The organism is Agromyces salentinus, from assembly GCF_009749395.1.
GTDB lineage: Bacteria > Actinomycetota > Actinomycetes > Actinomycetales > Microbacteriaceae > Agromyces > Agromyces salentinus.
The window spans coordinates 213,591-240,554 of the sequence record NZ_WBIR01000001.1; the positions used below are offsets into that span (position 1 = coordinate 213,591).

27 protein-coding genes are annotated in these 26,964 nt (G+C 72.0%); 12 read left to right on the forward strand and 15 right to left on the reverse strand.

Going from position 1 to position 26,964, the window contains the following annotated elements; all coding sequences use genetic code 11:
* Nucleotides 1-68: 68 nt before the first annotated feature.
* The 3 genes from GQQ95_RS01005 to GQQ95_RS01015 all read right to left on the reverse strand — a co-directional run bounded on the left by GQQ95_RS01005 (nucleotide 69) and on the right by GQQ95_RS01015 (nucleotide 2,398).
* A complete protein-coding gene (locus tag GQQ95_RS01005) occupies nucleotides 69-827 on the reverse strand; it encodes an SDR family oxidoreductase (RefSeq protein ID WP_157425768.1) in 759 nt (252 codons plus the stop codon).
* An 88-nt stretch (nucleotides 828-915) separates the two neighbouring features.
* Nucleotides 916-1,623 (reverse strand): NUDIX hydrolase, encoded by a 708-nt coding sequence (locus GQQ95_RS01010; RefSeq protein ID WP_157425769.1) that lies wholly within the window; start codon nucleotides 1,621-1,623, stop codon nucleotides 916-918.
* Between the two features lie 70 nt (nucleotides 1,624-1,693).
* A complete protein-coding gene (locus tag GQQ95_RS01015; protein ID WP_157425770.1) occupies nucleotides 1,694-2,398 on the reverse strand; it encodes a helix-turn-helix domain-containing protein in 705 nt (234 codons plus the stop codon).
* An 80-nt stretch (nucleotides 2,399-2,478) separates the two neighbouring features.
* On the opposite strand from GQQ95_RS01015, the gene GQQ95_RS01020 reads away from it, so the two are divergent.
* Nucleotides 2,479-3,516, forward strand: coding sequence for an NAD(P)/FAD-dependent oxidoreductase (locus GQQ95_RS01020; protein WP_157425771.1), 1,038 nt, complete (start codon nucleotides 2,479-2,481; stop codon nucleotides 3,514-3,516).
* A 51-nt stretch (nucleotides 3,517-3,567) separates the two neighbouring features.
* Nucleotides 3,568-4,299 (forward strand): endonuclease/exonuclease/phosphatase family protein, encoded by a 732-nt coding sequence (locus GQQ95_RS01025; protein ID WP_157425772.1) that lies wholly within the window; start codon nucleotides 3,568-3,570, stop codon nucleotides 4,297-4,299.
* Between the two features lie 19 nt (nucleotides 4,300-4,318).
* Here the strand turns inward: GQQ95_RS01025 and GQQ95_RS01030 are convergent, their stop codons facing one another.
* Nucleotides 4,319-5,134: a siderophore-interacting protein gene (locus tag GQQ95_RS01030; protein WP_246205124.1), complete on the reverse strand. Its 816-nt coding sequence runs from the start codon at nucleotides 5,132-5,134 to the stop codon at nucleotides 4,319-4,321.
* Between the two features lie 135 nt (nucleotides 5,135-5,269).
* Here GQQ95_RS01030 and GQQ95_RS01035 point away from each other — a divergent pair, with 135 nt between their 5' ends.
* Entirely contained in the window at nucleotides 5,270-5,668 is a 399-nt protein-coding gene (locus GQQ95_RS01035) for an iron chaperone (protein ID WP_157425773.1), read from the forward strand.
* 42 nt (nucleotides 5,669-5,710) lie between these two features.
* On the opposite strand, the gene GQQ95_RS01040 is transcribed toward GQQ95_RS01035, so the two are convergent.
* Both GQQ95_RS01040 and GQQ95_RS01045 read right to left on the reverse strand, forming a co-directional pair.
* Nucleotides 5,711-6,211: an NlpC/P60 family protein gene (locus GQQ95_RS01040; RefSeq protein ID WP_157425774.1), complete on the reverse strand. Its 501-nt coding sequence runs from the start codon at nucleotides 6,209-6,211 to the stop codon at nucleotides 5,711-5,713.
* A gap of 106 nt (nucleotides 6,212-6,317) precedes the next feature.
* On the reverse strand, nucleotides 6,318-8,984 hold the full coding sequence (locus tag GQQ95_RS01045; RefSeq protein WP_246205125.1) for a fibronectin type III domain-containing protein: 2,667 nt from the start codon (nucleotides 8,982-8,984) through the stop codon (nucleotides 6,318-6,320).
* Nucleotides 8,985-9,279: 295 nt separating this feature from the next.
* Between GQQ95_RS01045 and GQQ95_RS01050 the strand changes: the two genes are divergently transcribed.
* The 3 genes from GQQ95_RS01050 to GQQ95_RS01060 are packed head-to-tail and all read left to right on the forward strand — an operon-like array spanning nucleotide 9,280 to nucleotide 11,835.
* Complete coding sequence (locus GQQ95_RS01050; RefSeq protein WP_157425775.1) at nucleotides 9,280-9,981, forward strand: DUF2306 domain-containing protein; 702 nt, start codon at nucleotides 9,280-9,282, stop codon at nucleotides 9,979-9,981.
* Between the two features lie 4 nt (nucleotides 9,982-9,985).
* Nucleotides 9,986-11,149, forward strand: a complete 1,164-nt coding sequence (locus tag GQQ95_RS01055; RefSeq protein ID WP_157425776.1) for a sensor histidine kinase — start codon at nucleotides 9,986-9,988, stop codon at nucleotides 11,147-11,149.
* Complete coding sequence (locus GQQ95_RS01060) at nucleotides 11,146-11,835, forward strand: response regulator (RefSeq protein WP_157425777.1); 690 nt, start codon at nucleotides 11,146-11,148, stop codon at nucleotides 11,833-11,835. Before GQQ95_RS01055 ends, GQQ95_RS01060 begins: the two co-directional genes overlap by 4 nt.
* 315 nt (nucleotides 11,836-12,150) lie before the next feature.
* Here the strand turns inward: GQQ95_RS01060 and GQQ95_RS01065 are convergent, their stop codons facing one another.
* Nucleotides 12,151-13,512 carry a serine hydrolase domain-containing protein gene (locus tag GQQ95_RS01065; protein ID WP_157425778.1) on the reverse strand — a complete coding sequence of 454 codons (1,362 nt, stop codon included), beginning with the start codon at nucleotides 13,510-13,512 and terminating at the stop codon, nucleotides 12,151-12,153.
* A gap of 231 nt (nucleotides 13,513-13,743) precedes the next feature.
* On the opposite strand from GQQ95_RS01065, the gene GQQ95_RS01070 reads away from it, so the two are divergent.
* Both GQQ95_RS01070 and GQQ95_RS01075 read left to right on the forward strand, forming a co-directional pair.
* Nucleotides 13,744-15,051 (forward strand): endonuclease/exonuclease/phosphatase family protein, encoded by a 1,308-nt coding sequence (locus GQQ95_RS01070; RefSeq protein WP_157425779.1) that lies wholly within the window; start codon nucleotides 13,744-13,746, stop codon nucleotides 15,049-15,051.
* A gap of 110 nt (nucleotides 15,052-15,161) precedes the next feature.
* Nucleotides 15,162-15,722 carry a hypothetical protein gene (locus GQQ95_RS01075; RefSeq protein ID WP_157425780.1) on the forward strand — a complete coding sequence of 187 codons (561 nt, stop codon included), beginning with the start codon at nucleotides 15,162-15,164 and terminating at the stop codon, nucleotides 15,720-15,722.
* 194 nt (nucleotides 15,723-15,916) lie between these two features.
* Here GQQ95_RS01075 and fosX read toward each other — a convergent pair whose 3' ends face one another.
* From fosX to GQQ95_RS01090, 3 genes are all read right to left on the reverse strand, one after another.
* Nucleotides 15,917-16,336: a FosX/FosE/FosI family fosfomycin resistance hydrolase gene (fosX, locus tag GQQ95_RS01080; RefSeq protein WP_281352017.1), complete on the reverse strand. Its 420-nt coding sequence runs from the start codon at nucleotides 16,334-16,336 to the stop codon at nucleotides 15,917-15,919.
* A 184-nt stretch (nucleotides 16,337-16,520) separates the two neighbouring features.
* The gene (locus GQQ95_RS01085) at nucleotides 16,521-17,156 is read right to left on the reverse strand and encodes a VOC family protein (RefSeq protein WP_246205126.1); all 636 of its coding nucleotides are present in this window, start codon (nucleotides 17,154-17,156) and stop codon (nucleotides 16,521-16,523) included.
* A 212-nt stretch (nucleotides 17,157-17,368) separates the two neighbouring features.
* On the reverse strand, nucleotides 17,369-18,016 hold the full coding sequence (locus GQQ95_RS01090; protein WP_157425781.1) for a hypothetical protein: 648 nt from the start codon (nucleotides 18,014-18,016) through the stop codon (nucleotides 17,369-17,371).
* Between the two features lie 373 nt (nucleotides 18,017-18,389).
* On the opposite strand from GQQ95_RS01090, the gene GQQ95_RS01095 reads away from it, so the two are divergent.
* Nucleotides 18,390-18,605 carry a DUF2188 domain-containing protein gene (locus GQQ95_RS01095; protein ID WP_157425782.1) on the forward strand — a complete coding sequence of 72 codons (216 nt, stop codon included), beginning with the start codon at nucleotides 18,390-18,392 and terminating at the stop codon, nucleotides 18,603-18,605.
* Nucleotides 18,602-19,099: a DUF427 domain-containing protein gene (locus tag GQQ95_RS01100; RefSeq protein ID WP_157426123.1), complete on the forward strand. Its 498-nt coding sequence runs from the start codon at nucleotides 18,602-18,604 to the stop codon at nucleotides 19,097-19,099. The genes GQQ95_RS01095 and GQQ95_RS01100 overlap by 4 nt, the downstream gene beginning before the upstream one ends.
* Here GQQ95_RS01100 and GQQ95_RS01105 read toward each other — a convergent pair.
* Nucleotides 19,068-21,338 carry a catalase gene (locus tag GQQ95_RS01105; protein ID WP_157425783.1) on the reverse strand — a complete coding sequence of 757 codons (2,271 nt, stop codon included), beginning with the start codon at nucleotides 21,336-21,338 and terminating at the stop codon, nucleotides 19,068-19,070. The two genes, GQQ95_RS01100 and GQQ95_RS01105, sit on opposite strands and share 32 nt — an antisense overlap.
* Before the next feature lie 302 nt (nucleotides 21,339-21,640).
* Between GQQ95_RS01105 and GQQ95_RS01110 the strand changes: the two genes are divergently transcribed.
* Together GQQ95_RS01110 and GQQ95_RS01115 are read left to right on the forward strand one after the other, a co-directional pair.
* The gene (locus GQQ95_RS01110) at nucleotides 21,641-22,348 is read left to right on the forward strand and encodes a class I SAM-dependent methyltransferase (RefSeq protein WP_157425784.1); all 708 of its coding nucleotides are present in this window, start codon (nucleotides 21,641-21,643) and stop codon (nucleotides 22,346-22,348) included.
* A 526-nt stretch (nucleotides 22,349-22,874) separates the two neighbouring features.
* Complete coding sequence (locus GQQ95_RS01115) at nucleotides 22,875-23,270, forward strand: DUF4440 domain-containing protein (protein WP_157425785.1); 396 nt, start codon at nucleotides 22,875-22,877, stop codon at nucleotides 23,268-23,270.
* Nucleotides 23,271-23,519: 249 nt separating this feature from the next.
* Here the strand turns inward: GQQ95_RS01115 and GQQ95_RS01120 are convergent, their stop codons facing one another.
* From GQQ95_RS01120 to GQQ95_RS01135, 4 genes are all read right to left on the reverse strand, one after another.
* Nucleotides 23,520-23,762 (reverse strand): hypothetical protein, encoded by a 243-nt coding sequence (locus GQQ95_RS01120; protein ID WP_157425786.1) that lies wholly within the window; start codon nucleotides 23,760-23,762, stop codon nucleotides 23,520-23,522.
* Between the two features lie 134 nt (nucleotides 23,763-23,896).
* The gene (locus GQQ95_RS01125) at nucleotides 23,897-24,694 is read right to left on the reverse strand and encodes an MBL fold metallo-hydrolase (protein WP_157425787.1); all 798 of its coding nucleotides are present in this window, start codon (nucleotides 24,692-24,694) and stop codon (nucleotides 23,897-23,899) included.
* A 37-nt stretch (nucleotides 24,695-24,731) separates the two neighbouring features.
* Nucleotides 24,732-25,616: a hypothetical protein gene (locus GQQ95_RS01130; protein ID WP_157425788.1), complete on the reverse strand. Its 885-nt coding sequence runs from the start codon at nucleotides 25,614-25,616 to the stop codon at nucleotides 24,732-24,734.
* A gap of 166 nt (nucleotides 25,617-25,782) precedes the next feature.
* On the reverse strand, nucleotides 25,783-26,817 hold the full coding sequence (locus GQQ95_RS01135; RefSeq protein WP_157425789.1) for a hypothetical protein: 1,035 nt from the start codon (nucleotides 26,815-26,817) through the stop codon (nucleotides 25,783-25,785).
* Nucleotides 26,818-26,964 lie beyond the last annotated feature (147 nt).

A 26,964-nucleotide genomic window follows, 5' to 3' on the forward strand; every position in this document is an offset into this window, starting at 1 on the left:
GATCGAGATCACGGCGTAGGGATCGGGATCACGGCGTCGCGCTCGAGATCACGGCGTAGCGCTCGAGATCAGGCCGTGGCGCGCGCCCCGTGCTCGCCCAGCCACTGCTCGAACGTCTGCGAGCCGAGCACGGCGTCGGGGCCGGGCAGTGCTTCGCCACGACGCATGGCGGAGAACTGCTTGCCCGGCAGCGCGACCGGCACGACCGGGCCGCGCAGGCCGCGGGCCCGGACGAGGCGCGCGACCATGTCGGCGATGTCCTCCTGGCGCGGCCCGGCGAAGTCGGCGCTGCGGCCGGCGGGCTCCTGTTCGGCGAGCAGCACGAGCCGCTCCCCGACCTCGCGGGCCGCGACCGGCTGCGACGGGATCCTCGGTGCGAGGTGCAGCCCCGCGAACGAGAGCATGCCGAGCATCTGCTCCGCGAACTCGTGGAACTGGGTCGCCCGCATGATCGTGTACGGCACGGAACTTGCCTCGACGGCCCGCTCCTGCGCCACCTTGCCGGCGTAGTAGCCGTGGGGCGCGCGGTCGACGCCGACGATCGAGAGCACGACGTGGTGGCCGACCCCGGTCGCCCGTTCGGCGTCGAGCAGGGTCTTCGCGACCATCGAGAAGAACGCGGTCGCGGCCCCGGCCGAGGTGGTGTTCGCGTTCGCCGTGTCGATCACGGCGTCAACCCCCGCGAGCGCGGCCGCCACCCCGGTGCCCGAGATCAGGTCGATGCCGTTCGAGCGGGTCAGCACGACGACCTCGTGCCCGCGCTCGCGTGCGGCCTCGACGACGTGGTGTCCGACGGTGCCGGTTCCCCCGGCGACGGCGATCCTCATGTGCTCTCCTCTTCCTCAGCAACTCCGACCGCGGAGCCGCGCGAGATGTGACACGACGGGCCGGCGCGGCCGCCGTCGTCGGTGCGGCTCACTGCGCCAGGTCGTCGCGTTCCACGATGCGATCCTCGTCCCACGGCTCCGACCAGCCGAGCTCGTCGAACATGCGGGCGAGCACGAGCGCGGTGAAGCCCCACACCACGCGGCCCCCGACGGTGAAGGCGGCGCCGCGGTAGACCGTGCCGCCGAAGGTCATCTCGGTGTTGCCCCGGTTGGCGGGGTCGAGCAGGTCGGCGACCGGCACCCGGAACACGTCGACCGACTCGTCGTGGTCGACCGCGGCGACCTTCGACGGCGTGGTCCACCAGGCCGGGACCGGCGTCACGAGGTGGTTGCTCACGGGCACGGGCAGCGGCGGGAGCGTGCCGAGCGGCTCGATGTCGGCCGGGTCGACCCCGGTCTCCTCGGCCGCCTCGCGCAGGGCACCGGCGATGGGGCCGTCGTCGCTCTCCTCGATGCGTCCGCCGGGGAACGCGATCTGCCCGGGGTGGCTGCCGAGCGTCGACGCCCGGCGCAGGAGCAGCACGTCGAGGTCGCGGGCGACCCTCGCGACCGGGGCGGCGTCGCGCTCGCCCCTCGCCTGCGCGGGCAGGTCGTCGAGCACGCCGAAGAGCACGAGCACCGCGGCCGGGCGCCTCGCCTCGGCATCCGTCGCCCACTTCGGCAGGTCGGCATGCCAGGCGAGGCCCCGTTCGCAGAGTGCAGCGAGTTCGGCGCGCGCGTCGGAGGCGGCGGCCATCAGCGGTTCCCGACCTCGCGACGCAGCATGCTGCCATCCTGCCACTCCGGCTGGCGCCCCCGCCAAGACCTCACGAGTCGCCGCTGCCGGCGGTCCCGCGCAGGTGCACCCGCTCGCCCTGCGTGCTCAGCAGGTTCAGCACCTCGGCGGGCTGTGTGCCCGAGGCGCTCGCGTGGCCGTGCAGCGTGCGCGTGTCGAACTCGGCCGCCTCGCCTGCCTCGAGCACGATCTCCTCGTCGCCGAGCGCGAGCCGCACGCGCCCGCTCAGCACGTAGATCCAGTCGTAGCCCTCATGGGCGCTCTGCTCCACCGGCTGCTCGGGCGGATGCCCCGGGAGCACCATCTTGTACGCGTGCACGTCGGGGTTGCTCCGCGTCAGCGGGATGATCGCGCGCCCGTTGCGGAAGAACGGCTTCGGGTGCACGCGAGGATCGGCGATCTGCGGAGCGCCGACCAGGTCGTCGAGGCTCGCGCGGTAGACGGCCGCGAGCCGCACGAGCAGGTCGAGCGTCGGCCGGCGCCCTCCCGACTCGAGCCTCGACAGCGTGCTGACCGAGACACCGGTCTGCTCCGACAGCTCCGACAGGGTGAGCCCGCGCCGTGCCCGCAGGGCGCGGAGCCGGGCGCCGACGCCGTCGAGCAAGCGGTCGAAGCCCGCGTCGAGGTCGGTCGCGGCGGCGCCGGCGGTTCCGGCGGATGCCCGGTCGCCACCGCGTTCAGGAGCAGCGGATGCCGCGGCATCCGTCTCGAACTCCTCCGGGTTCCACCTGGCCATCTCGACTCCTCGCACTCGCGACCTTGCCGTTCCGGCAAACGACGTTGCCATTCCACCATGCCGTCGGCACGATGGGAAGCATGCAGCAGAACTCCTGGGACGTCATCATCGCCGGCGGCGGCAGCGCCGGCCTCAGCGCCGCGCTCATGCTCGGACGGTCGCGACGGCGCGTGCTCGTCGTCGACGAGGGCCGGCCGCGCAACCGCTTCGCCGGGCACATGCACGGCGTCATCGGGCGCGACCACACGTCGCCGCTCGACCTGCTCGCCGATGCCCGCGCCGAGCTCGGCCGCTACGACGGCGTCGAGCTGCGCGAGGGGCGCATCGCCGCGGCATCCGTCATCGAGGACCCTGAGCCGGATGCCGCGGCCGACCGCGCCGACCGCGGCATCGAGATCGTGCTGGGCGACGGAACCCGGCACCTCGCCCGGCGCCTGCTCGTGGCATCCGGCGTCCGGGATGAACTCCCCGCCATCGCTGGACTCGCCGAACAGTGGGGCCGAAGTGCGTTCATCTGCCCGTACTGCGACGGATGGGAGCACCGCGACGAGCGCATCGGCGTGCTCGCGACGAGCGCCATGAACGTGCACCAGGCGCAGCTCATGCGCCAGCTCTCGCCGGACGTGACGTTCTTCGGCCACGGCATCGAGCTGCCCGGCGCCGACCGGGCGGGGCTGGCCGCACGCGGCATCCGGGTCGAGGAGCGGGCCGTCGTCGAGGTGCTCGCCGACGCCGAGGGACGACTCACCGGCATCCGCCTCGAGGACGGCACGGAGGTCGCGATCGACGCGCTCTTCGTGGGGCCGCGCCAGGTGCCGAACGACGACCTGCTGCGCGCCCTCGGCGCCGAGCGCGCCGTACACCCCATGGGCGGGGAGTTCGTCGCCGTCGACCCGATGGGCCGCACGAGCGTGCCCGGCGTCTGGGGTGCGGGCAACGTCACCGACCCGCGCTCCTCGGTGCCGTTCGCGATGAGCGCGGGCAACGCCGCGGGCGCCGCGATCAACGCGGACCTGGTCGCGGCCGAAGTCGCGGCGGCGGTTGCGATGGCGAGCTCGGCGGGCCGACCGGGCCGCCGACGCGGGGACGGACGCGGCAGAACCGTGAACACGCAGTGAAACCCCGCGCAAGCCCCGCATGAAGACGCGCCGTGGCCGTATTCTGAACGGATGCTGGTGATCAGCTACAACCTCCGCAAGCATCGCGCGATCTCCGAACTCGCGGCGCTCGATGAGCGCTACTCGCCGGACGTCGTCTGCCTGCAGGAGTGCGACACCCTCGACCTCGCCGAGCACGTCGGCCGCCTGCGCCTCGCGCATTCGACGGTGGGCAGCCGGCTCGGCCTCGCGGTGTACTACCGACCCGATCGCATCCACGTGCGCAGCCTCCGTACGGTGGCGCTCAAGAAGTCGATGCACGACCGCGTGCTGCGCCCGGCGCACGAGCGCCTGCTCGGCGCCCGCGTGCACGACCTCGAGCACGACCGCGAGGCCATCGTCGCGTCCTTCCACGCCGCGCCGCTGACCGCGCTCAACTCGCTGCGCCGCCACCAGATCAAGGCCGCCCTCGGCGAGCTGCAACTGCTCGGACCGAACCTGCCGACGCTCATGGTCGGCGATTACAACTACCCGATCTTCAAGGACAACCTGGCCGAGAAGGTGCGCGAGGCCGGGTACGACCTGACGCTGAGCGACAGCCGCACCTACACGCGGTACAAGTTCTTCCGCGGGCACTTCGACCTCGCGACCTCGGCCGGCTTCGACATCCGCAAGGTCGAGACCCTGCCCCGCGGGTCGAGCGACCACCTGCCGATCCTCGTCGACGCGGTGTACTCCGACACCCAGGCCGGGCACGCATCCGCACACGACGAGCCGCTCGGCGGCACGCCGATCGTCGCCTGAGCAGTCGCGCCGCCGGCCGTCAGTGCCCGGGCTTGGCGGCCTTCCAGTAGCCGCAGAACACGACGTGCGTCTTCGGCACGCCACGCTCGTTGACGAGGTGACGGCGAGCGCCGGTCGCGAGCGCCGACTCCCCCGCGGCGAACGCGGTGACGGTGCCGGCCGGGAACTCGAGGCCCTTCACGAACTCGAGGGCCGCGACGCCGGCCTGCTCGCCGTGGTCACGGACGATCCAGTGCACCGTCACACCGGCGGGCTCGCCGCAGGGCTGGCGGTCCGCGGCATCCGGGATCTCGATGACCGCGTGGCCCCGAGCGTCGCGCGGCAGGTCCCGCAGGATCCCGGCGACGGCGGGCAGGGCGCTCTCGTCGCCGATGAGCAGGTTCCAGTCGGCGTCGACGGCCTTGTAGCCGCAGCCCTGGTCGATGAGGCCCACCGAGATGCCGACCGGGAGGGTCTCGGCCCACGGACCGGCGACGCCCTCGTCGCCGTGGACCACGAAGTCGATGTCGAGCTCGGCCGAGGCGTCGAGCGTGGCGGCACGGAACTCGCGCACCGTGTAGTTGCGGATCACGGGCCGCGTGGCCTTCGGGAGCGTGAGGTACTTGAGGTACCCGCCCATGTCGTACTTGTCCGAGAGGTTGTCGAAGCGCGTGTGGTCGGAGGTCGGCACCGCGAGGCGGAACCACTGGTCGAAGCCGATGTGACGCCAGTCGTCGAGCTCGGGCCCGCTCAGCGTGAGGCGCACGAAGTGCGGGGAGATGCGCTCGGCACGAACGACCTCGGCGGTGACGACGCCGGTGTCGGCGTGGGTGATCTCGAGGTTGCTGATGGCCACGGGGCCTCCGTTGTCGTCGCGATAAGGGCAGCCTCACCTTACCTGATCGAGGCGCACGTTGCCGGACCGAGGCATCCGCCCGGCCATCGACCCGGCCGCCGTCGCCCGATATCGTGACCACCGGAGGGGGAACCGATGCCAGCAGAGAAGCCGACCACCGTCGACGAGTACCTCGCGACCTTCGAGGGCGAGCCCGCCGAGCGCCTCGCCGCCGTGCGCGCGGCGATCCACGAGGTGCTTCCGGATGCCGAGGAGCGGCTCCGCTACGACATCCCGGGCATCGCGATCCGAGGCCGCTACTGGCTGCACTTCGCCGGCTGGAAGAAGCACATCGGCCTCTACCCCGTGCCGCACGCCGCCGACGAGGAGCTCGAGGCGCGCATCGCGCCGTGGCGCGCCGCCAAGGACACCGTGAACCTGCCGTACACCAAGCCGCTGCCGCTCGATCTGGTGCGCGACATCGCGCGGCTCGTGCTCGAGTTGCACGGCGGGGATGACGACGGCGGGGACGTCGCGCGCGTCGCGCACGGCTGAGCCCGCGCCGTCGGCCGGCGCCGAGCAAGGATCAGATCCGGGTCACGAGCCGGAGAATCGGTCGGCCTGCTGACGCACGGCTTCCGAGACGGCGTCGGTGGACCAGGCCCTCACCCGACTGCCCTCGAGCACGCGCGCGAGCGGCACCCGGCCGAGGAGACGGAGCGGTTCCCAGCCTGCGGCGGGAGCGAGCGCCCCGAGACTCCGATAGTCGTCGATGCGGACCTCGTCCCACGCATGGATGACCTCCCCACCGCCGAGACCGAGACCCACATGGCCCCAGTCCCGTCTCGAGCCGAACAGTTCCCCGACGCTCTCGTAGAACACCAGGTCGCCGGGCCCGGGCTCGCCCGAGGTCCTCCCGGCGTCGTAGAGGCGAGCCGATTCCGCGGCGTCGTCGCCCCCGAAGATCTCAATCCCGTTCCCGCGCTCGATCGCGTCCTCGACGAACGCCAGACAGCGGGTCGAGTATGCGGAGGAACCCAGGTGCTGCCTCGCCCAGTGGATCGCGTTCCCGGCGATCGCCACGGTGTCGTCATTCATCGATGCGAGCCTATCCAGCCGTGACCCCGGGGAGGGAACGGCGGATGCCGCGACAGCTGGGTGCTGCCGCGGCATCCGCGGTGCCCTGGCGGGCGCATGCGCCGACCTAGCCGAGCGTGAAGGTCCTCGTCGTGGTGTTGCCCGCGACGTCGTGGACGACGAGCGTGTTGACGCCCGCGACCGCGCCGAACATGCCGGGCCTGACGAAGTTCAGGTCGGACCAGGCGTTGTTCGAGAGGTCCTTGACCGTGCCGTTGAGCTCGATGCGATCGATCCTGCCCGCGTCGTACAGCTTGAAGCTGACGAGCGAGAACGCCTCGCCCTTCGCGACCGTGTACGCCGCACCGTCCTTGACGGTCACGGTCGGCTTGACCGAGTCGACGGTGAACGCGAAGGTGCTCGTCCTGGAGATGTTGCCGGCGACGTCCTGCGCGTTGTACTTGACCGTGTACTCGCCCGACGCGAGGGCCACGGTCGCCGTGTGCGATCCGGCCTTCGCGCCGCCCTCGACCTTGGACTGCGTGCTCTTGACGAGCTTGCCGTCCCGGTAGACGTTCGCGACGATGCGGGCCAGGCCGCGGTCATCGGTCGCGTCGACCTGCACCGAGAGCTCGCGGAACGGGCCGGATGCCGCGGGCGAGACGAGGGCGACCTCGGGGCGGGTCGTGTCGGGCTCTTCGACGGGCGGCTCGACGCCGGCCTCGGTGACCCACTTCTCGCCGGCATCCGTCTTGGTGACCGTGAACTCGTCGTAGACCGCGCCCACGGGAAGGTCGGTCGTGACATCCGCCGTCTTCTCCGCGAGGTAGGAGCGGTAGCGGAGCTGGTCGTTCGAGACGTCGATGACCTGGTAGGTCGTGACGCCGGCACCGCGCAGCACCTGGGTGGCGCCGTTGTTCGTCCAGACGTTCTTCTCGTCGGTCTCGAGCTCGTAGTGCTTGGCGCCGGAGTTGGAGACGATGTAGACCGGGCCGTCGGTGACGCCGGGCGTCTCGGTGACGTCGTCATCGTTGTAGCCGCGTGCGTAGGTGTGGTCGTGGCCCATCATGACGAGGTCGATGTCGTGCTTCTGGAACACGGGCACCCAGAACTCGCGCAACACGGGCTCATTGCGACCGGCCGACGTGGAGTACACCGGCTGGTGGAAGGTCACGACGTTCCACTTCGACGGGCTCTGCTCGAGCACGTGGTCGAGCCAGGCGGCCTGGAACTGGGTCCAGAGCGAGGCGACCTTCGTCGACGGGCAGTCGGCCGTCCCGCAGGCCGGGAGGCCGTCGGGCGTGAGGAACGTGGTGTCGCGCGTCGCGTTCAGCGTGATGAAGCGCACGCCCTGGTAGTCGGTGAAGTACACCGTCTCCGAGGCGAACTGGGTCCAGTGGGCGAAGTACGCGGCGTACTGCCTCGCAGCGTCGGTGTCGCCGTCGGCGAGGTCGGCGAGGGCACCGACGGTCTCGGTCGTCGGGTTGTTGTGCGGGTACTCGAAGTTCGCCTTCCACGACTTCAGGAGCTTGTCGCCCGAGTACTCGTGGTTGCCGGGCGCAGCCATCACGTTCGTCGTGGCCGCCGACGTCTGCATCCCCTTGAACCAGTTGACCCACTGCGTCTCGTTGCTCGCCGTGTCGATGAGGTCGCCGGCGTGGACCGAGCCGATCGAGTCCGGAGCGGATGCCTCGGCCATGGCCACGACCTTCGGCCACGTGGTGTCCAAGCCGATCTGCGCGTCGCCGTAGTACACGAACTGGAACTCGTCGTCGGCCGGGTCGGCGGTGGTGAACTCGGTCCACGGGCTCCAGCCCGTGTCCGTGCCGACGCGGTAGGTGTACGCGGTGCCCGCGGTGAGGCCGTCGACGGTGGCCGAGAAGTGCTGGAGCGGATTCCCGTTCACGGCACCGGCCGCGTACGCGTCGATCGAGCGGATGTCGCCGCCCGCGGTCGGGCGGATCTCGACGCGCCCCGTGGTCTGCGAGGCGTCGCCCGCGAGCCACGAGAACGACTGCGACGTCTCGGGCGTCGCGGTGGGCGTGAGGATCACGCGCGACGGCGGTGCGTCGACGGGCTGACCCGGGTCGGTCGCCTCGACGAGGCGGATGGAGGGGATGTCGAGGTAGATGTCGCTGCTCGTGGCGCGGTCCTGGTAGAGCGCGACGGCGACCGTGTTGACGCCGTCGACGAGCACGTCGCCGGCGGCCTCGAAGCTCGCCGAGGCGGGGTCGGAGGCGCCGGACCCGGCGTACTGCACGTTCGTCGTGCCGGTGACCCGCTCGTCGCTGAGCCCGGCGACCTTCTCGCCGTTGATCCAGACGATGGCGCCGTCGTCGTAGACGACGTCGCCGAGCACCTGGCCGACCTGGTCGGCGACGCCGGCCTCGAGCGTGAAGCTCGTGCGGAAGAAGAAGGTGGGCACGTCGGGCGCGGCCACGCCGTCAAGGTACTGGTTCAGCAGGGTCTGCGGCATGCGCGGGCCGACGGCGGCGAGCTTGCCGGCCTTGGCGCCGAAGCTGCCGGCGGCGGACTTCCACGCCGAGTCGTCGAATGCCCCCGTCGTCCACGCCCGGAGGTTCGCGTCGCCCTTCACGGGATCGGTGCCGTCGTCGAGGTAGCGCCAGGTGGTCGCGCTGGTCACGACCGGCGCGGTGGGCACCTCGGCTGCGGCGTCGTCGACCGCGAACGCCGCCGCGGGTGCCGCGATCGCGCCGCCGACGAGGGCGAGCATGAGCGCGGATGCCGCGGCTCGCCTCCCCCGTCGCGTCGGTGTCGTCTTCGTCATCGTCATCGTCATTCCTTCGTCGCTGCGGAGGGCGCGCGTGCGGCGTCGCCCGCTCGTCCGCGAGGAGCACCACCTGCCGCCGGAGGCCGTGCTCCATCTCATCCGGGACGGATGACCTTCCCCTTGCCCCGTCGTGGCGGCCCGGTGAACCTGCGGTGACGCCGCTCGTCACGTCGGGCTGCTACGCTCCGGACCCGCCCGAGGCGAGGCCGGTGCCGGCTCGGCACCTCGGCCGATCGGCCGATGCGGTTCGGCCCCGACGGCCGATGTCCGGGAACGCGCCGCCCGCGAGCATCGAGTCATGACCCAGATCGAACGCCCGTCCCGGCGCGGAGTCGGCGCCAACCGCCCCGCCTCACGACCGTCCCGCCGCACCGGATGGCTCGCCCCGGTCGGCCTCATCGCGCTCTCCCTCGTGCCGATGGCCGCGGGCGCGAGCCGGCTCGCCCAGCTCGGGACCGGCGCGAGCGTCACCGCCGAGAACGCCCGGTTCTTCGACTCGCCCGTACCGGTCATCGCGCACATCGTCGGCTCGTCGGCGTTCCTCCTGCTCGGCGCACTGCAGTTCGCCCCCTCACTGCGCCGGTACGCCTGGCATCGCCGGTCGGGTCGCATCGTCGCGATCGCCGGGCTCGTGTCCGCGGCATCCGGACTCTGGATGGCGGTCGCGTACGACCTGCCCGCGAACAGCGGGCTCGGGCTCATGGTCATCCGCGTGGTGCTCGCACCCGCGATGGCGGCGGCCATCGTCGCCGCGTTCCTGGCGATCCGGCGAGGGGATGTCGCCACGCACAGCGCGTGGATGACGCGCGCCTACGCGATCGGCCTCGCCGCCGGGACGCAGGTGCTCACGCTCATGCCGTGGGTGCTCCTCGTGGGCGAGCCCGGCGAGCTGGAGTACACCGTGCTCATGGCGCTCGGCTGGGCGATCAACCTCGTGGTCGCGGAGCTCGTCATCCGGCGACGGGCCCGGCGGAGCGGCCGCGGCCGAGCCCTATCATGAGGGCATGACGAGCCCCGTGCGGTCGCTGTGGGATTCGCCGCCCGCGGTGCCGCCGCCCCCGCGACGGGTCTGGCGCGACTGGGCACTCATCGGCGTCCTCGCCCCGCTCGCCCTTTTCGAGGCGGCCCTGCGGATCGACGTGCCGTGGCGCTGGCTCTGGGCGGTCGTGCTCGTCGCGCTCCTGCCGACGCTCCTGTGGCGACGCATCCGCCCGTTCACGATGCTGGCCATCGCGTTCACGACCGGCACGGTGCTCGGCCTCGCACTCGGCGGCGATCCGCAGCTGTTCACGACCGGGTACTTCCTCGTGCTCGTGTACGCGGTGACGCGGTGGGGCTCGGGGCGGGCGATGCTCGGCGGCGTCGCGCTGGTCATCGCGGGCACGCTCCTCCCGCTCGCGGTCGAGACGCCCACGCTCGGCGACGTGATCGGCGGCATCGCGGTGGTGATCACGACGTTCACGCTCGGGCTCGCCTTCCGGTGGCGGGCCGGCGCCCGGGCTCGTGAGCTCGAACGGCTGCGACTCGTCGAACGCGAGCAGTTCGCCCGCGACCTCCACGACACGGTCGCGCACCACGTCTCCGCGATCGCCATCCAGGCGCAGGCCGGGTCCGCGGTCATCGAGGCGAATCCGGATGCCGCGGCCGACGTGCTCCGCACGATCGAGGTCGAGGCGTCCCGCACGCTCGACGAGATGCGCGCGATGGTGCGGGTGCTGCGACGCGACGAGGATCCTGCGAGCCTGAGCCCGGCGCCCGGGCTCGCCGATCTCGGCCGGCTCGCGACCTCCGGCGATCCCGCCTCCGCGGGCGATCGGCGCCCGACGGTCGCGATCGACGCGGCCGGCGACCTCGAGTCCGTGCCGCCGGCGGTCGCCGCCGCCGCGTACCGGATCGCGCAGGAGGCCGTGACGAACGCGCGGCGGCACGCGACGGGCGCGACGCGCATCGACGTGCGGCTGCGGGTCGACGCGTCGGGCGTGCGACTCGAGGTTCGCGACGACGGCACGCCCGCGGCATCCGCTCGACCGGGGTACGGCGTCAGGGGCATGGTCGAGCGCGCGACGCTCGTCGGAGGCACGTGCGAGGCGGGCCCCGCCGCGGGCGCCGGCTGGACCGTCACCGCGGTGCTGCCGCGAACGGGGTGGACGAGGGGAGGCGCGGCATGACCGTGCGCGTGCTGATCGCCGATGACCAGGAGCTCGTACGGGCGGGGCTGCGGATGATCCTCGACGCCCAGCCCGACCTCGAGGTGGCCGGCGAAGCCGCCGACGGCGTCGAGGCCGTCGCGATGGCGCGCGCGCTGCGGCCCGACGTGTGCCTCTTCGACATCCGGATGCCCCGGGCCGACGGGCTCGCCGCGACCCGCGAGCTCGCCGGGCCGGGCGTCGCCGACCCGATGGCCGTCGTCGTGATCACGACGTTCGACCTCGACGAGTACGTGTACGAGGCGCTGCGCTCGGGCGCGCGCGGCTTTCTGCTGAAGAACGCCGGGCCAGTCCTGCTCCGCGAGGCGGTGCTCGCCGCCGCCCGCGGCGACGCGCTCATCGACCCGAACGTGACCGTACGGCTCATCGAGGCGTTCGCCGGGTCGGCGCCCCACCGCGGAGCAGAGCCCTCGACCCCGCTGACCGACCGTGAGGAGGATGTCCTCGACGCCGTCGCACGAGGGCTCGGCAACGCCGAGGTCGGCCGTGAGCTGCACATCTCGCTCAGCACGGTGAAGACGCACATCGCGAGCATCATGGCCAAGATCGGGGCGCGCAACCGCGTGGAGATGGCGATCTGGGCCGTCGAGGCACGAGCGGCGCGGGAGCCGCGGGAGCCGCGGCGCGACGGTCGCCGACCGAGCTGAGAGGGACGCCCGGCTCCACGCGATTGGGGGGTGCGTCGAAACCGGGCGTCCGATCGGCCGGGATGAGACCCGAACCTGTCACGCGACCGGGGGGCTGGTCGCGAGGTACAGCGACGCTACGCCGCCCGACCGACAACCGCGAGGGAACTCGGCGCTCTGGAAGCGAAGTCCCAGCGGGCTGTCGGGATCGGCCGCCGGGCGGGTCCGCGGCGGATGCTGCGCCGCGCTGCGGGAGCCGTCAACCGGCACCGGTCAGCCGTCAGCCGGCGCCCGTCATCCGTCAGCCGCCACCCGTCAGCCGTTCGCAATCAGCCGTCAGCCGAGCGCGGCGATCGCGTCCTCGACGAGCTGCACCTCCGACGCCTCGTCATTGTAGGCGGGCGTGAAGCCCATGCGCACGACGACGAGCCCTTCGGAGGGCACCATGATGACCTTCTGGCCGTCGTGTCCGCTCATGTGGAAGGTGTCCGCGGGCAGGTCCGGCCAGCGCAGGCTGCCGTCGGGCAGCTCGTTGACGCGGAAGCCCATGCCATAGCCGGGGTCGTCGGTCTTCTCGACGTCGGTGACGGTGAGGCTCTCGTCCATCCAGCCCTCCGGCAGCAGCTGCTCGCCGTTCCACTCGCCGTCCTGGAGGGCGAACTGGCCGATCGCGGCCCAGTCGCGGGGCGTCGCCCAGAGGTACGAGGAGCAGACGGGCGTGCCCGCGGCATCCGCCTCGAAGACTGCCGAGGAGATGCCGAGCGGCCCGAGCAGGGACTGACGCGGCAGGTCGGCACCGAGCCCGGTGCGCTCGGTCAGGACCGAGCAGAGCAGGGTCGTGCTGCCGCTGGAGTACTGCTGGACGGTTCCGGGCTCGTGCAGCAGCGGCAGGCTCGCCACGTACGCGCCCATGTCGGGCTCGAGGTAGAGCATGCGCGTGATGGGCGTGCCGAGGTCGTAGGTCTCGTCCCATTCGAGGCCGCTCTGCATGCGCAGCAGGTCCTCGACGGTGATGTCGGCGCGCTCATCGGACCACTCGGGCCGCAGGTGGTCGTCGTCGAGCGCGACGACGCCCTGCTGCACGAGCACGCCGGTCATGAGGTCGGTGACGCTCTTGGACATCGACCAGCCGAGCTGCGGCGTGGTCGCGTCGAAGCCGTCGGCGTAGCGCTCGGCGACGAGTTCGCCGTCCTTCGCGATGACGACCGCACGCGTGCCGAGGGCCTCGGTCTCGGATGCCGCGAGGTCGTCGCCGAACGCGCCGGCCATCGCCTGCTCGAGCGCCGCATCGGCCTCGGGCGAGGGTGCCTCGGGTGCCGCCGTGCCCGCGAACGGGTTGCCCGCGTCGTCGATCGGCGTGGGGTCGCCGAGTTCGGGACGCTGGTCGGCGAGCGTGCAGCCGAAGCCCTCGGTGAACCAGGCGCGCTGGTGCGCGATGAGGCCGAGCACGGACCCCGTGGTCTCGCCCGCCTGCTCGTCGGAGGCGACCTCCAGGTACGGCACGAGCGGGTTCGGCGGCAGGTCGGTGGCGGGGTCGTCGCGACCGGCGACCTCCGTGACCGCGCAGGCGTTGTGGGCGGCGTACCCGGTCCCGGTGAGCAGGATCGGCTTCTGCCAGAGGTAGACCCCGGTGAACGCGGCGATGAGGACGAGGGCGGTGACGGCGACGATGACGATCACCCGACGGAGGATGTGCACCAGCGGATGCTAGCAAGCGGCGCACCCGCCACCGAATCGTGCTCGGTTTCGGCGAGCGCGGACACACCTCGGCCTGGGCCGGTGGGTTGGCGAGCCGAGCGGATGCCGCGTGCGGGCGACATCCGGACGCCCCGATGAACTCGGGACGAACGTCCGATGAAGCCCCCCGAACGGGGGCCGGTCGTCGTAGCGTGGGAGCATCCGACCCACCCTCCGATGAAGGAGCTGCGCATGCTCGCGAGACGCCGCCACACCCTCACCCTCGCCGCCACGGCACTCGGCGCCGTCGCCGCCCTCGGCCTGGGGGCCTCCCCGGCGGCGGCGGTCGTCGCCACCGGAGACCCCTCCGACGACCGGCACTCCCGCATCGGGCAGTTGCTGCAGCGCGGTTCCACGGACCTCCGGGTCGCCACATACAACCTCTCGTTGAACCGCGCGGTCGCCGGCGAGCTCGAGGCCGACCTCTCGAACGGCGACGACGTGCAGGCGCAGACCGTGGCCGAGGTGATCCAGCGGGCGGATCCCGACATCGTGCTGCTGAACGAGTTCGACTACGTGCCCGACGGGCGGGCCGCGGACCTGTTCCGCGAGAACTACCTCGAGGTGTCGCAGGGCGGCGCCGACCCCGTCGAGTACCCGTACGCCTTCGTCGCCCCCTCGAACACCGGCATCCCGAGCGGGTTCGACCTGAACAACAACGGCGTCGTGTCCGGTGGCGACGACGCGTTCGGCTTCGGCCTCTTCGAGGGGCAGTACGGCATGCTCGTGCTCTCGAAGTTCCCGATCGTGACCGACGAGGTGCGCACCTTCCAGAACTTCCTCTGGAAGGACATGCCCGGCGCGCTGCTTCCCGACGACCCCGCCACGCCGGCGGCCGCCGACTGGTACAGCCCCGAGGAGCTCGAGGTCGTGCGGCTGTCGAGCAAGTCGCACTGGGACGTGCCGATCGAGGTCGGGCGTTCGACGGTGCACGTGCTGGCGTCGCATCCGACCCCGCCGACCTTCGACGGCCCCGAGGACCGCAACGGCCTGCGCAACCACGACGAGATCCGGTTCTGGGCCGACTACGTCTCGCCCGGCAAGGGCCGGTACATCGTCGACGACGAGGGCGGCCGGGGCGGACTGCACCCCACCGAGCCGTTCGTCATCATGGGCGACCAGAACGCCGACCCGCTCGACGGCGACTCCGTCGACCAGGCGATCGACCAGCTGCTCGACCACCGTCGCATCACCGACCCGCTGCCCACCTCGGAGGGTGCCGTCGAGGCCGCCGCGCTGCAGGGCGGCGCGAGCGCCGCGCACGTCGGCGACCCGGCCTACGACACCGCCGACTTCGCCGACACGGCGCCCGGCAACCTGCGGGCCGACTACGTGCTGCCCTCCCGCGTGCTGCTGAAGGTGAGGGATGCCGGCGTGTTCTGGCCCGAGCAGGCCGACCCGCTCTCGCGGCTCACCGGGGTCTTCCCCTTCCCGAGCAGCGACCACCGTCTCACCTGGGTCGACCTGCGCGTGCCCGGCTGGACCGGCTGGATCAGCTGAGTCGTGCTTCGCGCGACGCCGCCGGGTGGGCACTCCTGCCCGTCGCCCACCCGACGGAGGCCGCGGTAGCCTGACCGGCGAGCCGGGAGTTCCGGCCGAGAGGAGCTCCCTTGTCCACGAACACCGCATCCCGTCGGCGACGCCTCGTCGGCACCTCCACGGCGATCGCCGCCTCGATCGCGCTCGTGCTCGGCACGCCGTCGATCGCCCAGGCCGCACCGCTCGCGCAGGGGCTGTACAAGGCACCGTGGGAGTCGTGCGTCTTCGAGGTTGACGCGGCCTCCAATGGCGGAGGCGTGAGCTACGTCTCGGCAGACCGGTGGAAGGCGCTCGGGTATCCGGCGGTCACCGCGAGCCAGCAGTTCGCCCTCGAGAAGTCGTACATCTTCAAGAACGGCACGTCGTCGCACGAGATCTTCGCCGATACGTCGCGGTTCACGAGCACCCCGTGCGGCGTGCACAAGCTCACGTTCGCCGAGTGGCAGGCGATGGGTTCGCCGACTCCCGTCGCGATGAACCCGCAGTTCTACAAGCTCAACGGCAGCGCGACGATCTACGGCCGCATGTTCACGCTCGGTTCGACCTACGTGCCCTCGCTGCGCGCGATCACCTACGCCGAATGGACCGAGCTCGGGTTCCCGACACCGCAGGTCGTCTCGAAGCTGCCCTGATCGAGTACCCACTGACTGGGAGCGAGCGGATGACGCGGCCGCTCGCCGCGCCGATCGGCGATCGGCGATCGGCGATCGGCGATCGGCGAAGGCCCGGCCTCTCTCGGGGCCGGGCCTTCGCTCCGAAATCCAGCGCTACATCGCCACATCGCCACATCGCCACATCGCCACATCGCCACAGGATTCTGGCAGCGTCACCCCTGCGCGTACGCCACGAGTCGTTCGCGCAGCGAGCCGGCGTGCAGCTCGAAGAGGTGCCCGTCGTCATCATGGAAGTAGATCGACTCCCCCTCGCCCGCGACCCGTGACCGCGGCGGCCGGATGTCGAGGCCGAGCCCGGTGATCGTCTCGCGGAGCCGTGGCAGGTCTGCCTGCTCGACCTGGAAGGCGACATGGTTGTAGCTGCGCGGCAGTCCGCCGTCGCCGAGCATGATCGCCACCCAGGTCCCCCCCGTCCCCTCGCCGACGAGGAAGAACCGCTCCTCCGAGAGCGAGAAGGTGTCGCGGCCGCTGTCGTACACCCGGACGGCACCGAGCACGCTCGTGAGCATGTCCTCCATGCGGTCGAGGTCCCGCACGACGAAGGTCACATGGCTGAGTCCGCTGCTGGTCACCGGGACAGGGTACCGGGCTGTGTCGGGCGGTACCCGGCACGACCGGGCGGTACCGGGCACGACCGGGCACGACCTGGCGGGACGGGGCACGACCGGGCACGACCTGGCGGGACGGGGCACGACCGGGCACGACCTGGCGGGACGGGGCACGACCGGGCGGGACGGGCGGGGGCGGGTCTGTGCGTCAGCGCGCCGACGGCTCCCAGGCGAACCCGTCGGGGTCCGTGAAGACCCCGCCGTCCGAGTTGATCCGGATGCGGTGCGAGCCCGTGCCCTCGGGCGCGACGCCGGCCTGCTTGGCCAGGGCCCGGCGCTTGTAGAGGCCGAGGCCGATGGGGCTCGATCCGGTCGCGAAGTCGACGTAGCTGCCGAAGCTCTTGCCGACCGCGAGCCCGCGGTCCGTGTAGAACCGCTTGCTCGCCGACACGTCCTCGGCGCCGAGCAGCAGCACGAGGTTCTCGTACTCGCGCGTGGCCGGACCGGTGTCCTTCCTGGCCGAGGTCGCGAGGGTCCAGATCGAGCCGTCGGGCGCCTGCACGACGCCGCCGATGCCCCAGAGGGACTTCTCGACGGGCTTCAGCACCGTCGCTCCCGCGGCGATCGCGGCCTGGTACAGCGCGTGCACGTTCGCCGGCTGCGCGACCACGATCGACATCGTGAATCCGCGGAAGCCGCTCGTCGCGGCATCCGCTGCGGTGGTGCGCACCTGGCGGTCGAGGCTGAACGCCTCCCGGTAGAACCGGGCGGCGGCCTCGGGGTCTGCGGCCTCGATCGTGATCGAGTCGATGGTCGTGATGGTGGTGAGGTCTGTGGTTTCCATGACTGAGAAAGTACGCCCGGGCGTGCGGGGGCGGCTTCTCGATTCCTGCTCGATCGGCGTCGCCCGACCCGGCCGGGTCACGAACACAGGAAGACACGCCGCCCCGTGCCCGAAAACAGGCAGCGGGACGGCGTGGCGGCTCCGACGTTCCTGCGCTCGAGCGAGCGAGCGCGCGCGGCGGGCGCACGTCGCTGCGCCCGCCGCGGCCCCGGTCACTCGAAGAGCGAGAGGGTGAGCGTCGAGGTGTAGCTTCCGGGCGCGACGTCGCTCGGGGTGCGGAGGAACAGGTCGGCGTCGGCGGTCCAGGCGCCGTCGGGCGCGACATCCTCGGAGTCCCACGCGGAGGCGAAGAGCTCCTGGTCGACGAGGCCGACGTTGTTGCCTCCCTGCGTGGGCGCGTCGATCACGGTCACGACCTCGTCGCCGACCGCGACGAGGCCGGAGTCGCCCCCGTCGATGAGGTTCGGCCGCCAGCCGAGGTGGCCGGCACCGATCGGCTCCTGGCCGGCGTCGCCGACGAAGTCGCTCGTCGTGCCGAGCACGTACCAGGCCGCCGCGTCGCCGATCTCGTCGGACGTGCGCGTGTCGGTGACGGTCACCGTCGGCAGTTGCCCGGTGAACTCGCGCACGGTGGGCTCGCCCGACTCGCCCTCGGTCAGCGCGACACCGGAGCCGGCGACGCTCATCGCGAGCACGCCGGGCTCGGTCACGGGCGCGACCTCGACGCTGACGTCGACGGTGCTGTCGGCGCCGATCGACTCGTCCGCGTTGGCGGCGGCCGCGGCACCGACCGCGAGCAGCATCGCGCCGACGGTCACCGCCGTCGCGCGGGCCGCAGCGGTCTTCGTGATGCTCTTCATCTGGGTTCTCTCTTCTGTCTCGTGGGCGAGCCGTTCCGGTTCCGGCGCACAGGGCGGCCGAAGCTCGCGATGCGGTGCCGGCGCAACGCTCGCGACGCTACGCACGGGCCTGCTCGCCTCGGCCGACGGTTCCTCGCCGACTGGCGAACGTCGCGTGAACTCCGGCAGCAGTCGTTCGGACAAGGCGGGCGGGTTCGAATGGTGAACGATGGCCGAGAGTCCGCTCGACCCCCCTGACAGGGGCTTCCGAGGGGCGTACCGTGAATGGTCACGACCGGCTGGTCATGGCATGGGCGCGATTCCGTACGCGGCACGCGAGACATGCGAACCGGCACGACCGACCATCGAGACGAACGAGATGTGAGGGCCGCACATGGCTGAGGGCGACGTCGAGACCCACTCGAACCGTGGGCAGTGGGAGAACCGGGTCGAGGGGCATCCGGAGCTCTCGCAGAGCTACGCGAGCCGCGACGAGGCGATCGAGGCCGGCCGCAGGTTCGCCGAGGAACGCGGCACGGCGCACACCGTCGTCGACAGCGACCCGACCGGCGTCATCACCGATCCAGCGCCGACGGACGTGCCCGACTGATGCAGCCGACCCCGCTGCCGGCCGCGCCCGGCCAGGAGTCCGTCTGGGACTACCCGCGCCCGCCGCGCCTCGAGGTCGTCGACGCCCGGGTCACCATCACCCTGGACGGGCAGGTCATCGCGAGCACGCGCGACGTGATGCGCGTGCTGGAGACGAGTCATCCGCCCGTCTACTACGTGCCCATCGAGGAGTTCGTGCCGGGCACGGTCGTGCCGACCGGCGGTTCCTCGTTCTGCGAGTTCAAGGGCAGCGCGAGGTACTACGACCTGCTCTCGGGGCCCACGAGGGCGGCCCGCGCGGCGTGGGAGTATCCATCGCCCGCGCCGGGCTACGAGCCGCTCGCCGGACGCGTCGCGGTCTACGCGGGCCTCGTCGATGCGTGCACCGTCGACGGCGAACGGGTCGAACCGCAGCCCGGCGGCTTCTACGGCGGCTGGATCACGTCGAACGTCGTCGGCCCGTTCAAGGGCGGTCCGGGCTCGATGGGCTGGTAGGCCGGGCGGGCGCGGGCGTCACGGCGGGTTCGCCGCCGAGTTCGAGTCGCTCCCAGACGCGGTGCCGCGGCAGCAGGCCGAGCAGGCCGGCCGCGACGACCTGCAGTGCGCCGGTCAGCACGCCGGGCGCCTGCGTGTCGAGCCCGGAAGCCTCGACCCCGGCCACCGCCTCGTCGACGACGCCGATCGCCTTGCCGTGCCGGAACGCCTCGGCCAGCAGTTGCGCCGAGCGAGGATCAGCGGATGCCGCGAGCACGAGCACCCCGTCGAGCTCGACGCTCGTCGCGGTGTGGAAGCTGCGCTGCACCGGGATCTCGCCGAGGCGCCCGCCCGTCGGTGCGATCACGATCGGCAGCGCGCCGGCGTCGGCGATCGCCTCGCGAACGCCCTCGAGCGCCGCGACGTCGGTCGCGGCATCCGCCACGATGCCGACCATGCGACCGGCGATCGGCCACTCCTCGCCGACCATGCGCAGCGCCGGGCTCGGGTCGAGGTCGAGCACCTCGACGTCGGCATCGGCGTCGGGCACTGGCACGCCGAGCGCGGCGGCGACCGTCGCGCACAGGTCGGCGTCGATGCTCGCGAGGGCACGCAGCTGGCGCAGCTTGATGTTCTCCTCGAAGCACTTGCCGAGCTCGAACGCGTAGGCGTCGGCGACGTGCTGCTGCTCGATCGGGGTCAGCGAGCGGTAGAAGAGCCGCACCTGCGAGAAGTGGTCGTCGAAGCTCGCAGGCTTCGCCCGCTCCTTGACGGACTCGGCGACGGGCGCGGGCACCTCGATGAAGGCTCCCTCTGCGGCACCGGCCTCGAAGGGGCATCCGCCGTCGAGCGAGTTCGGGTGGTACGGCGCGACGCCGGAGTGCACCGCGGTCTGGTGCATGCCGTCGCGGAGCATGTCGTTCACGTCGGCGTGCGGCCGGTTGATCGGCAGTTGCGCGAAGTTCGGCCCGCCGAGCCGCGAGATCTGGGTGTCGAGGTACGAGAACAGGCGGCCCTGCAGCAGCGGGTCGTTCGTGACGTCGATGCCGGGCACGAGGTGGCCCGGGTGGAAGGCCACCTGCTCGGTCTCGGCGAAGTAGTTCGACGGGTTGGCGTCGAGCGTCATCGTGCCGATGACCTGCAGCGGGCAGAGCTCCTCGGGCACGATCTTCGTCGGGTCGAGCAGGTCGATGCCCTCGAAGGTCTCGTCCGGGGTGTCCGGCATGACCTGCAGCGCGAGGTCCCACTGCGGGTGCGCGCCGGCCTCGATCGCGTCCGCGAGGTCGCGGCGGTGGAAGTCGGGGTCCTTGCCGCCGAGCAGCTGCGCCTCCTCCCACGTGAGCCCGTGCGTGCCGAGCCTCGGCCGCCAGTGGATCTTCACGAGCGAGGTCTCCCCCGCCTCGTTCTCGAAGCGGAACGTGTGTACCCCGAAGCCCTGCATCATGCGGTACGAGCGGGGGATGCCGCGGTCGGACATGTTCCAGATCGTGTGGTGCTGCGCCTCGGTGTGCAGCGACACGAAGTCCCAGAAGGTGTCGTGCGCGGACTGCGCCTGAGGGATCTCGCGGTCGGGATGCGGCTTGCCGGCGTGGATGACGTCGGGGAACTTGATCGCGTCCTGGATGAAGAACACCGGGATGTTGTTCGCGACGAGGTCGTAGACGCCCTCCTGCGTGTAGAACTTCGTGGCGAAGCCTCGCGTGTCGCGCACGGTGTCGGCCGAGCCGCGCGATCCGAGCACGGTCGAGAACCGCGTGAACACGCGCGTGCGCACCCCCGCCCGCAGGAATGCGGCCTTCGTGATGCCCTCGGCCGCGCCGTTCGCCTCGAAGACGCCGTGCGCGGCCGCGCCGCGGGCGTGCACGACGCGCTCGGGGATGCGTTCGTGGTCGAAGTGCGTGATCTTCTCGCGCAGGTGGTGGTCCTGGAGCAGCACGGGTCCGCGCGGACCCGCCTTCAGCGAGTGGTCGGTGTCGGGCAGGCGAGCGCCCTGCGCGGTGGTGAGGTACTGCCCCTGCTGGGCGACGGCCTGCGGGGGCAGGTCGGTGGCCGCGCCGGTCGGCGTGCGGCGGTCGGGCCCGGTCTGGTCCGGCTTCGGCGGCAGCGGATGCCGCGGGGTCGTCGGTTCCTCGAGTGCGGGCGGCTCGGGCGCCGGGGCACCCGGAAGGAAGACCTCCCCCGAGGCCTGCGTCCCGCCGGTGCGGTTCTCGTCGGTGCGGTTCTTCGTGCGCTTCTCGTCGGAATCTCGCGTGTCGCCCATGTCGGCCTCCCCGTCGCTCAACGTCGTCGTCGTGGTGTGCTTGGCAGGCTAGGGGCTGGGCGCGCGCCCGGGGAACGGGCTTGACTCCGCCCCGCGGTTCGACCAGACTCGCGCCTCCCGCGCTCCGGCGGCGATCGGCCGGCGGTCGAGTCCAGCCGGCGGTCGAGCTCAGCCGGCGGTCGAGTAGGGAGCGCCAGCGACCGTATCGAGACCCCGGCACCCACCCGAACTTGCCGGAACGGCAAGCGGGCATGCCATTCGCGCGCGGCATCCGTACGCTCTGATGCAGCGAAAGGAACCCCATGAACGCACCCGAGCACGGCTCTGGCCACGATCACGAGCACAGCGATCGAGCCCCCGACGACCGGGGCCACGACGATCGAGGCCACGATGCAGGCGAGATGTTCGAGGCGCCCAGCTGGGAGGAGCGCTACTCCGGCGAGCAGACCGTGTGGAGCGGCAACCCCAACGCGCAGCTCGTCGCCGAGGCGTCGGCGCTGACGCCGGGCACGGCGCTCGATGTCGGATGCGGCGAGGGCGGCGACGTGATCTGGCTGGCCCAGCGGGGCTGGCGGGTGACCGGCGCTGACTTCTCGGCGAACGGCCTCGCCCGAGCCGCCGGCCACGCCGAGGCTGCCGGCGTCGCCGACCGGACGGCCTGGTGGCAGGTCGACGCCCGCGAGTTCACGGCCGAGGGCCGGTCGTACGACCTCGTCACGACGCACTTCCTGCATCCGCCGGACCACGGCATGGTCGAGGTGACGCGGCGCCTGGCCGAGGCGGTCACGCCCGGCGGCCACCTGCTGGTCGTCGGCCACGCGCCTGATGCGACCTTCACGCACCTGGCCGAGAGCCACCGGTCGGCGATGTTCCTGGCCGAGGAGCTGCTGCCCGCCCTGCCCGAGGACTTCGACGCGCTCGTCGTCGAGCAGCGGCCGCGCACGATGACGCGCGACGGCGTCACGATGGACGTGCACGACTCGACGCTGCTGGCTCGCCGCCGCGCCTGAACTCGCCCTGGGTCGGCGGTCGCCGGTCGGCCGTCGCCTGTCGGCGGCCGGCGGTCGGCGGTCGCCGGTTGGCGGTCGGACGGTTGGCGGATGAGCGGTCCCCCGCCGGCGCTCGGTCAGGCCGGCAGGTCGGCCCTGTCGGCTCGGGAGCTCGATCGGCCGTCGCGCGCCACTTCGCCACTTCACCACTTCGCGACTTCGCCACTTCGCTACTTCGCGACTTCGCTACTTCGCGACTTCGCCACTTCGCGACTTCGCCACTTCGCTACTTCGCCACTTCGCGACTTCGCCACTTCGCCACTTCGCTACTTCGCCACTTCGCTACTTCGCCACTTCGCGACTTCGCTACTTCGCTACTTCGCCACCGGATCCTGAGACGGAACTCTCCCTCCCCGAGCGCGCCCGCCGGACCGGGCCGCCGAGCCGTCGGGAAGCCGGGCAGCCGGCCGCCGCAACACCGGCTTTCCGGCGCGACCCGGCGCATCTCGTGATTGTGCCCGGCCGCCGACCGGAGGATCCTGAACCCATGAGCGACCGCGAAGAGTTCCTGGTGTGGCTGCAGAGCGAGTTCGTGCGTGCCGAGCGGGCGATGTTCGACGGCGACGACGGCCCGCGCCGTGCGATCTGGTCTGCCGACGAGCCCGTGAGCGTGCTCGGCGCGTGGCGCAACGCCACGAACCGCGCCGAACTCGTCGAGGCGTTCGAGGTGCTCTCGACGACGTTCTCGAACTGCACCGACTACGCCTTCGACCTGATCGCGTTCGACGTGCGCGGGTCGATGGCCTACACCGTCGGCTACGAGCGCGTGGCCACCTCGATCAACGGCCAGCCGCGCGCGTTCTCGCTGCGCGCGACGCAGGTGTACCGCCTCGAGGCCGACGGATGGCGCGTGGTGCACCGCCACGCCGACCACGTCGGGTAGCTCGCGCGCCGACCCGCCCTCCGTCGGCGATCACCATCCGGCGGTCGAGTAGGCGCGCCAGCGCCGTATCGAGACCCTGGCGGGTGCGGGGTCTCGATACGCTCCGCTACTCGACCGCCGAGAGGTTCCGGCGGTCGAGTAGGCGCGCCAGCGCCGTATCGAGGCCCTGGCGGGTGCGGGGTCTCGATACGCTCCGCTACTCGACCACCGAGGGGGGCTCCGCTACTCGACCACCCGGACGGTCTGGGCTCAGGCGGCGTGGCGGCCGCGCGGGGCTCGCACGGCCAGCGACCGCATCGAGACCGCACGGCGGCGGTGCCCGGTCGCGTGCCCGGCACCAGCGCCGGCCCCGACCCCGAGCTCCAGCCCAGCGGATGCCGCGGCGAGCCCCGTCGACCCGAGACGCGGGTGGTCGGCGACCCGCGCGCACGCGCAGGGCAGCGCGGCGAGCTCGCCGAGCGATCCGGTCACGAATTCCAGGTGCGTGGTCATGGCACGGGTCCCTCCTCGGTCGTGAACGGGCGATCGCCCCTCACCCCTAGAGATGCAGGATGCCCCGGATCATGACGCCGCGGCATCCGGATCAACCCTGAAACCGCGAAGATCCGGCGACGCGGGCCCGGATCTCACCAGGGGGCGCCCGCCTGCCGAGCGGCTTCGGCCGCCGCGCGTGCCGGGCCGATCCACGCCTCGCCGTGCCCGGGCAGCACGACGCGGGCGGTCGACCAGCCGATGGCGCCGACCGATTCGCGCGCGCGCTCGGCGTCGCTGTGGAACATCGAGGGCAGCAGGTGCGGCCCGAGCAGGCGCGTGGTGCGGTGGCGGGTGACGAGCGCATCGCCGACGACGAGCACGCCCTCATCGTCGAACTCGAACACGGCGTGCCCGGTGGTGTGGCCGTCGACGAGTCGCATGCGCGGGCGTCCGGGCACGTCGACGCGCTCACCGCGCAGGGGTGCGGCCGTCGCGGCCGGAACCCCGAGGCCGGCTCGGCCGTCGAGGAGCGGCAGGATCGCGAGCGCCCAGGCGAGGACGCCGGGCCGCCAGGCGTTGCGCAGCACCCCTCCGGGCCCGGCCTGCTCGAGCACGTCGCGCCGCACGTTCGCGAGCTCGAGCGGGTGCGTGTGCACGGGCGTGCCGAACTCGGCGGCGAGCCACGCGGCACCGCCGAGGTGGTCGGCGTGGCCGTGCGTGATGAGGACCGCTGCGACATCCGCGGGCCTGGTACCGACCGCGTCGAGGGATGCCTCGAGCTGCGCGCGCTGCCCGATGTAGCCGGAGTCGACGAGCGTGACGCCGTCGGGGCCCGAGTAGATGACCCAGTTGACGTGCTCGGTGTGGGCGAAGTGGATGCGCTCGCTCACGCGGTCGACGCGCACGTGCGCGCCGTCGCGCTCCCCGCTGCCGCCAGCCGTGCCGACCATGCGCCCTCCCCGGGCCCAACCGTACGCCCGCGGGGCGCTATCCGCCGATGCAGTTCGGATCCCCCTCGCCCATGCAGCCTCCGCCGCCGCGCTCTGTGGGCGCGGGAGGCGGGGCGGGAGCGAACCGGTCGGAGGGAACCGGCACGGCGAACGCGATGATCAGGCCGAGGCATCCGACGATGCAGGAGGCGACGATGAGCCCGCGCCGCCGGCTGATCGCGGCGAACACGATGGCGCCGGCGAGCGCGCCGAGCGTGATCGAGGCGGTGACGACGTAGCGGTCGCCGTCGGCGGCGGTGACGACCGGCACGACGCCGAAGAGCGTGAAGTACGTCTCGAACGCCTGCCAGACGAGCACCATCGTGAGCAGCCCGCCGAGCGCGAGCAGCGTGCCCGCGATCCGTGCGGAGGTGCGCCGTTCCCGGCCGAGCGCCGCCGTGGTGAACGCGATGCCGAGCGCGACGACGAGGGTGAGGATGCCGGCGTCGATCCACGCGATGCCGCTGCCGAGGAACGCGCCGAGGCTCGCGCTCGCGAGGCTCGGCAGGGTCCGCACGGCGGTCGCGACGAGGGCCGCGACGGGCGCGGCGAGGAGGATCAGCGCCCACCGCCCGGGCCGGGGCATCGTGCGGAAGCCGAACTGCACGGCGACCGTGAGTGCGACCCAGACGAGCAGGTTCGGGTCCGCGACCATGGCGACGAGCGGACCGAACGCGTCGAACGAACCGAGCCCGTACGACGAAGACACGAGCAGCAGCAGGCCCAACAGCCGCAGCACCAGCACGGATGCCACGAGCACGACCGTCTCGACGACGCGCGCCCGCACGTCGAACGTCGGCCGGCGGGGCGCGACCTCCGCGGACGCGCCGGGGTCGTCGTGGGCGTCATGGGAGTCGTGGGCGTCGGTCGGGGCTCCGCTCATCGGGTCAGTCTCCCCCGGATCCGACGCCCGCACTTCAGTGACATCCCTGAATGCGACGACGTTGGGGGTCTCGATACGCTGCGCTACTCGACCGCCGAGGCGGAGAGTTCGGTGGTCGAGTAGGCGCGTCAGCGCCGTATCGAGACCCGGCTGCGAGGGCGACTGCCTAGGAGTTGCACGCGAGGACGTTGATGCGGTCGCTGAGCCACTCGTGGCTCCACGGGCTCGACATGCCCGATTCGAGTCCGTTGCCGAAGTCGTACGTGGGGAACGACTTCACCACGCGCGGGGTGCCGCACTGGTCGATCGGCCGCCAGTACTCGTTCCAGAGGAGGGGCCAGACGTCACTCACGGGCGGCGAGTTCACGATCGGGTCCTCGGGTGGCGGACTGCTCGGCGGGCCCACGACGGCGATCGGGATGTCGGCCATCCAGTCGGGCGCCGGGCTCTCCGTGGCGGTCCAGCCCGTCTCGACATCCTCGTACTCGAGGGCTCGCTCGGCCTCCTGCTGCTCGAGGGCGAGGCGGGCAGCGGCCTCGGCCGTCGACGCTTCGAGCGCGGCGACCGCGGCGATCCAGTCCCGAAGGCCGTCTGCGGTCCACTCCTCGCCGAGGCCGGCCACGACGGTACGGACTCGATCCGAGGTCTCGACAGATGCGACGGCGTTCGCGACGAGCAGGGTCTCGGTGCTGCCGATCACCCCGTCGACCAGCGTCTTCGCCGAGGTGCGAGCCGCGGTCACCGCGTCGGCGAGGCCGGTCTGCAGACCGGCGAACTCCGCAGCCCGGTCGTCCAGTGCGTCGATCGCGTCGGCCAGGTTCTTCTTGGCGGATCGCAACTCGTCGGCCGTGGCCTCGTCACTCACCACCGGTACGGTCGTCGCAGTCGACACAGGGAGCGGCGACGAGGTCTCGAGCTGCTCGAGCGATCGCTGGACCTCCGTCCAGGCGGACGCGTCGAATCGCTGCGACGGCAGCTCCAACGCGGCGGAGAGTTCGGCGGCCAACTCGTCGGCCTCCGCGAGATCTGCTTCGTACCCGGCTTCGGCCGCGCTGACGGCAGCCAGCTCCGATTCGTAGGCGGTTGCCGCCGCTTCGACGTCTGCGAGCAGCGCCAGCCGCTGCTGTTCCTGAGCACCGAGTACGGCACCGACCGATGCCCCGGCGCCGAGGACGACGATGGCCGTCACGCCGATCACCATCGCTCGTCTGTTCGCGACCCTGCGCAGCATCACCGAGAGGCGTGCGGGCACGCCCGTCACGAAGGGGTCACACGGGCGCGCGGGTCGAACCCGTGGGCGATCATCATGGCTCGAAGGTAGCAAATGCACGACGAAGGCCCGGCCCCT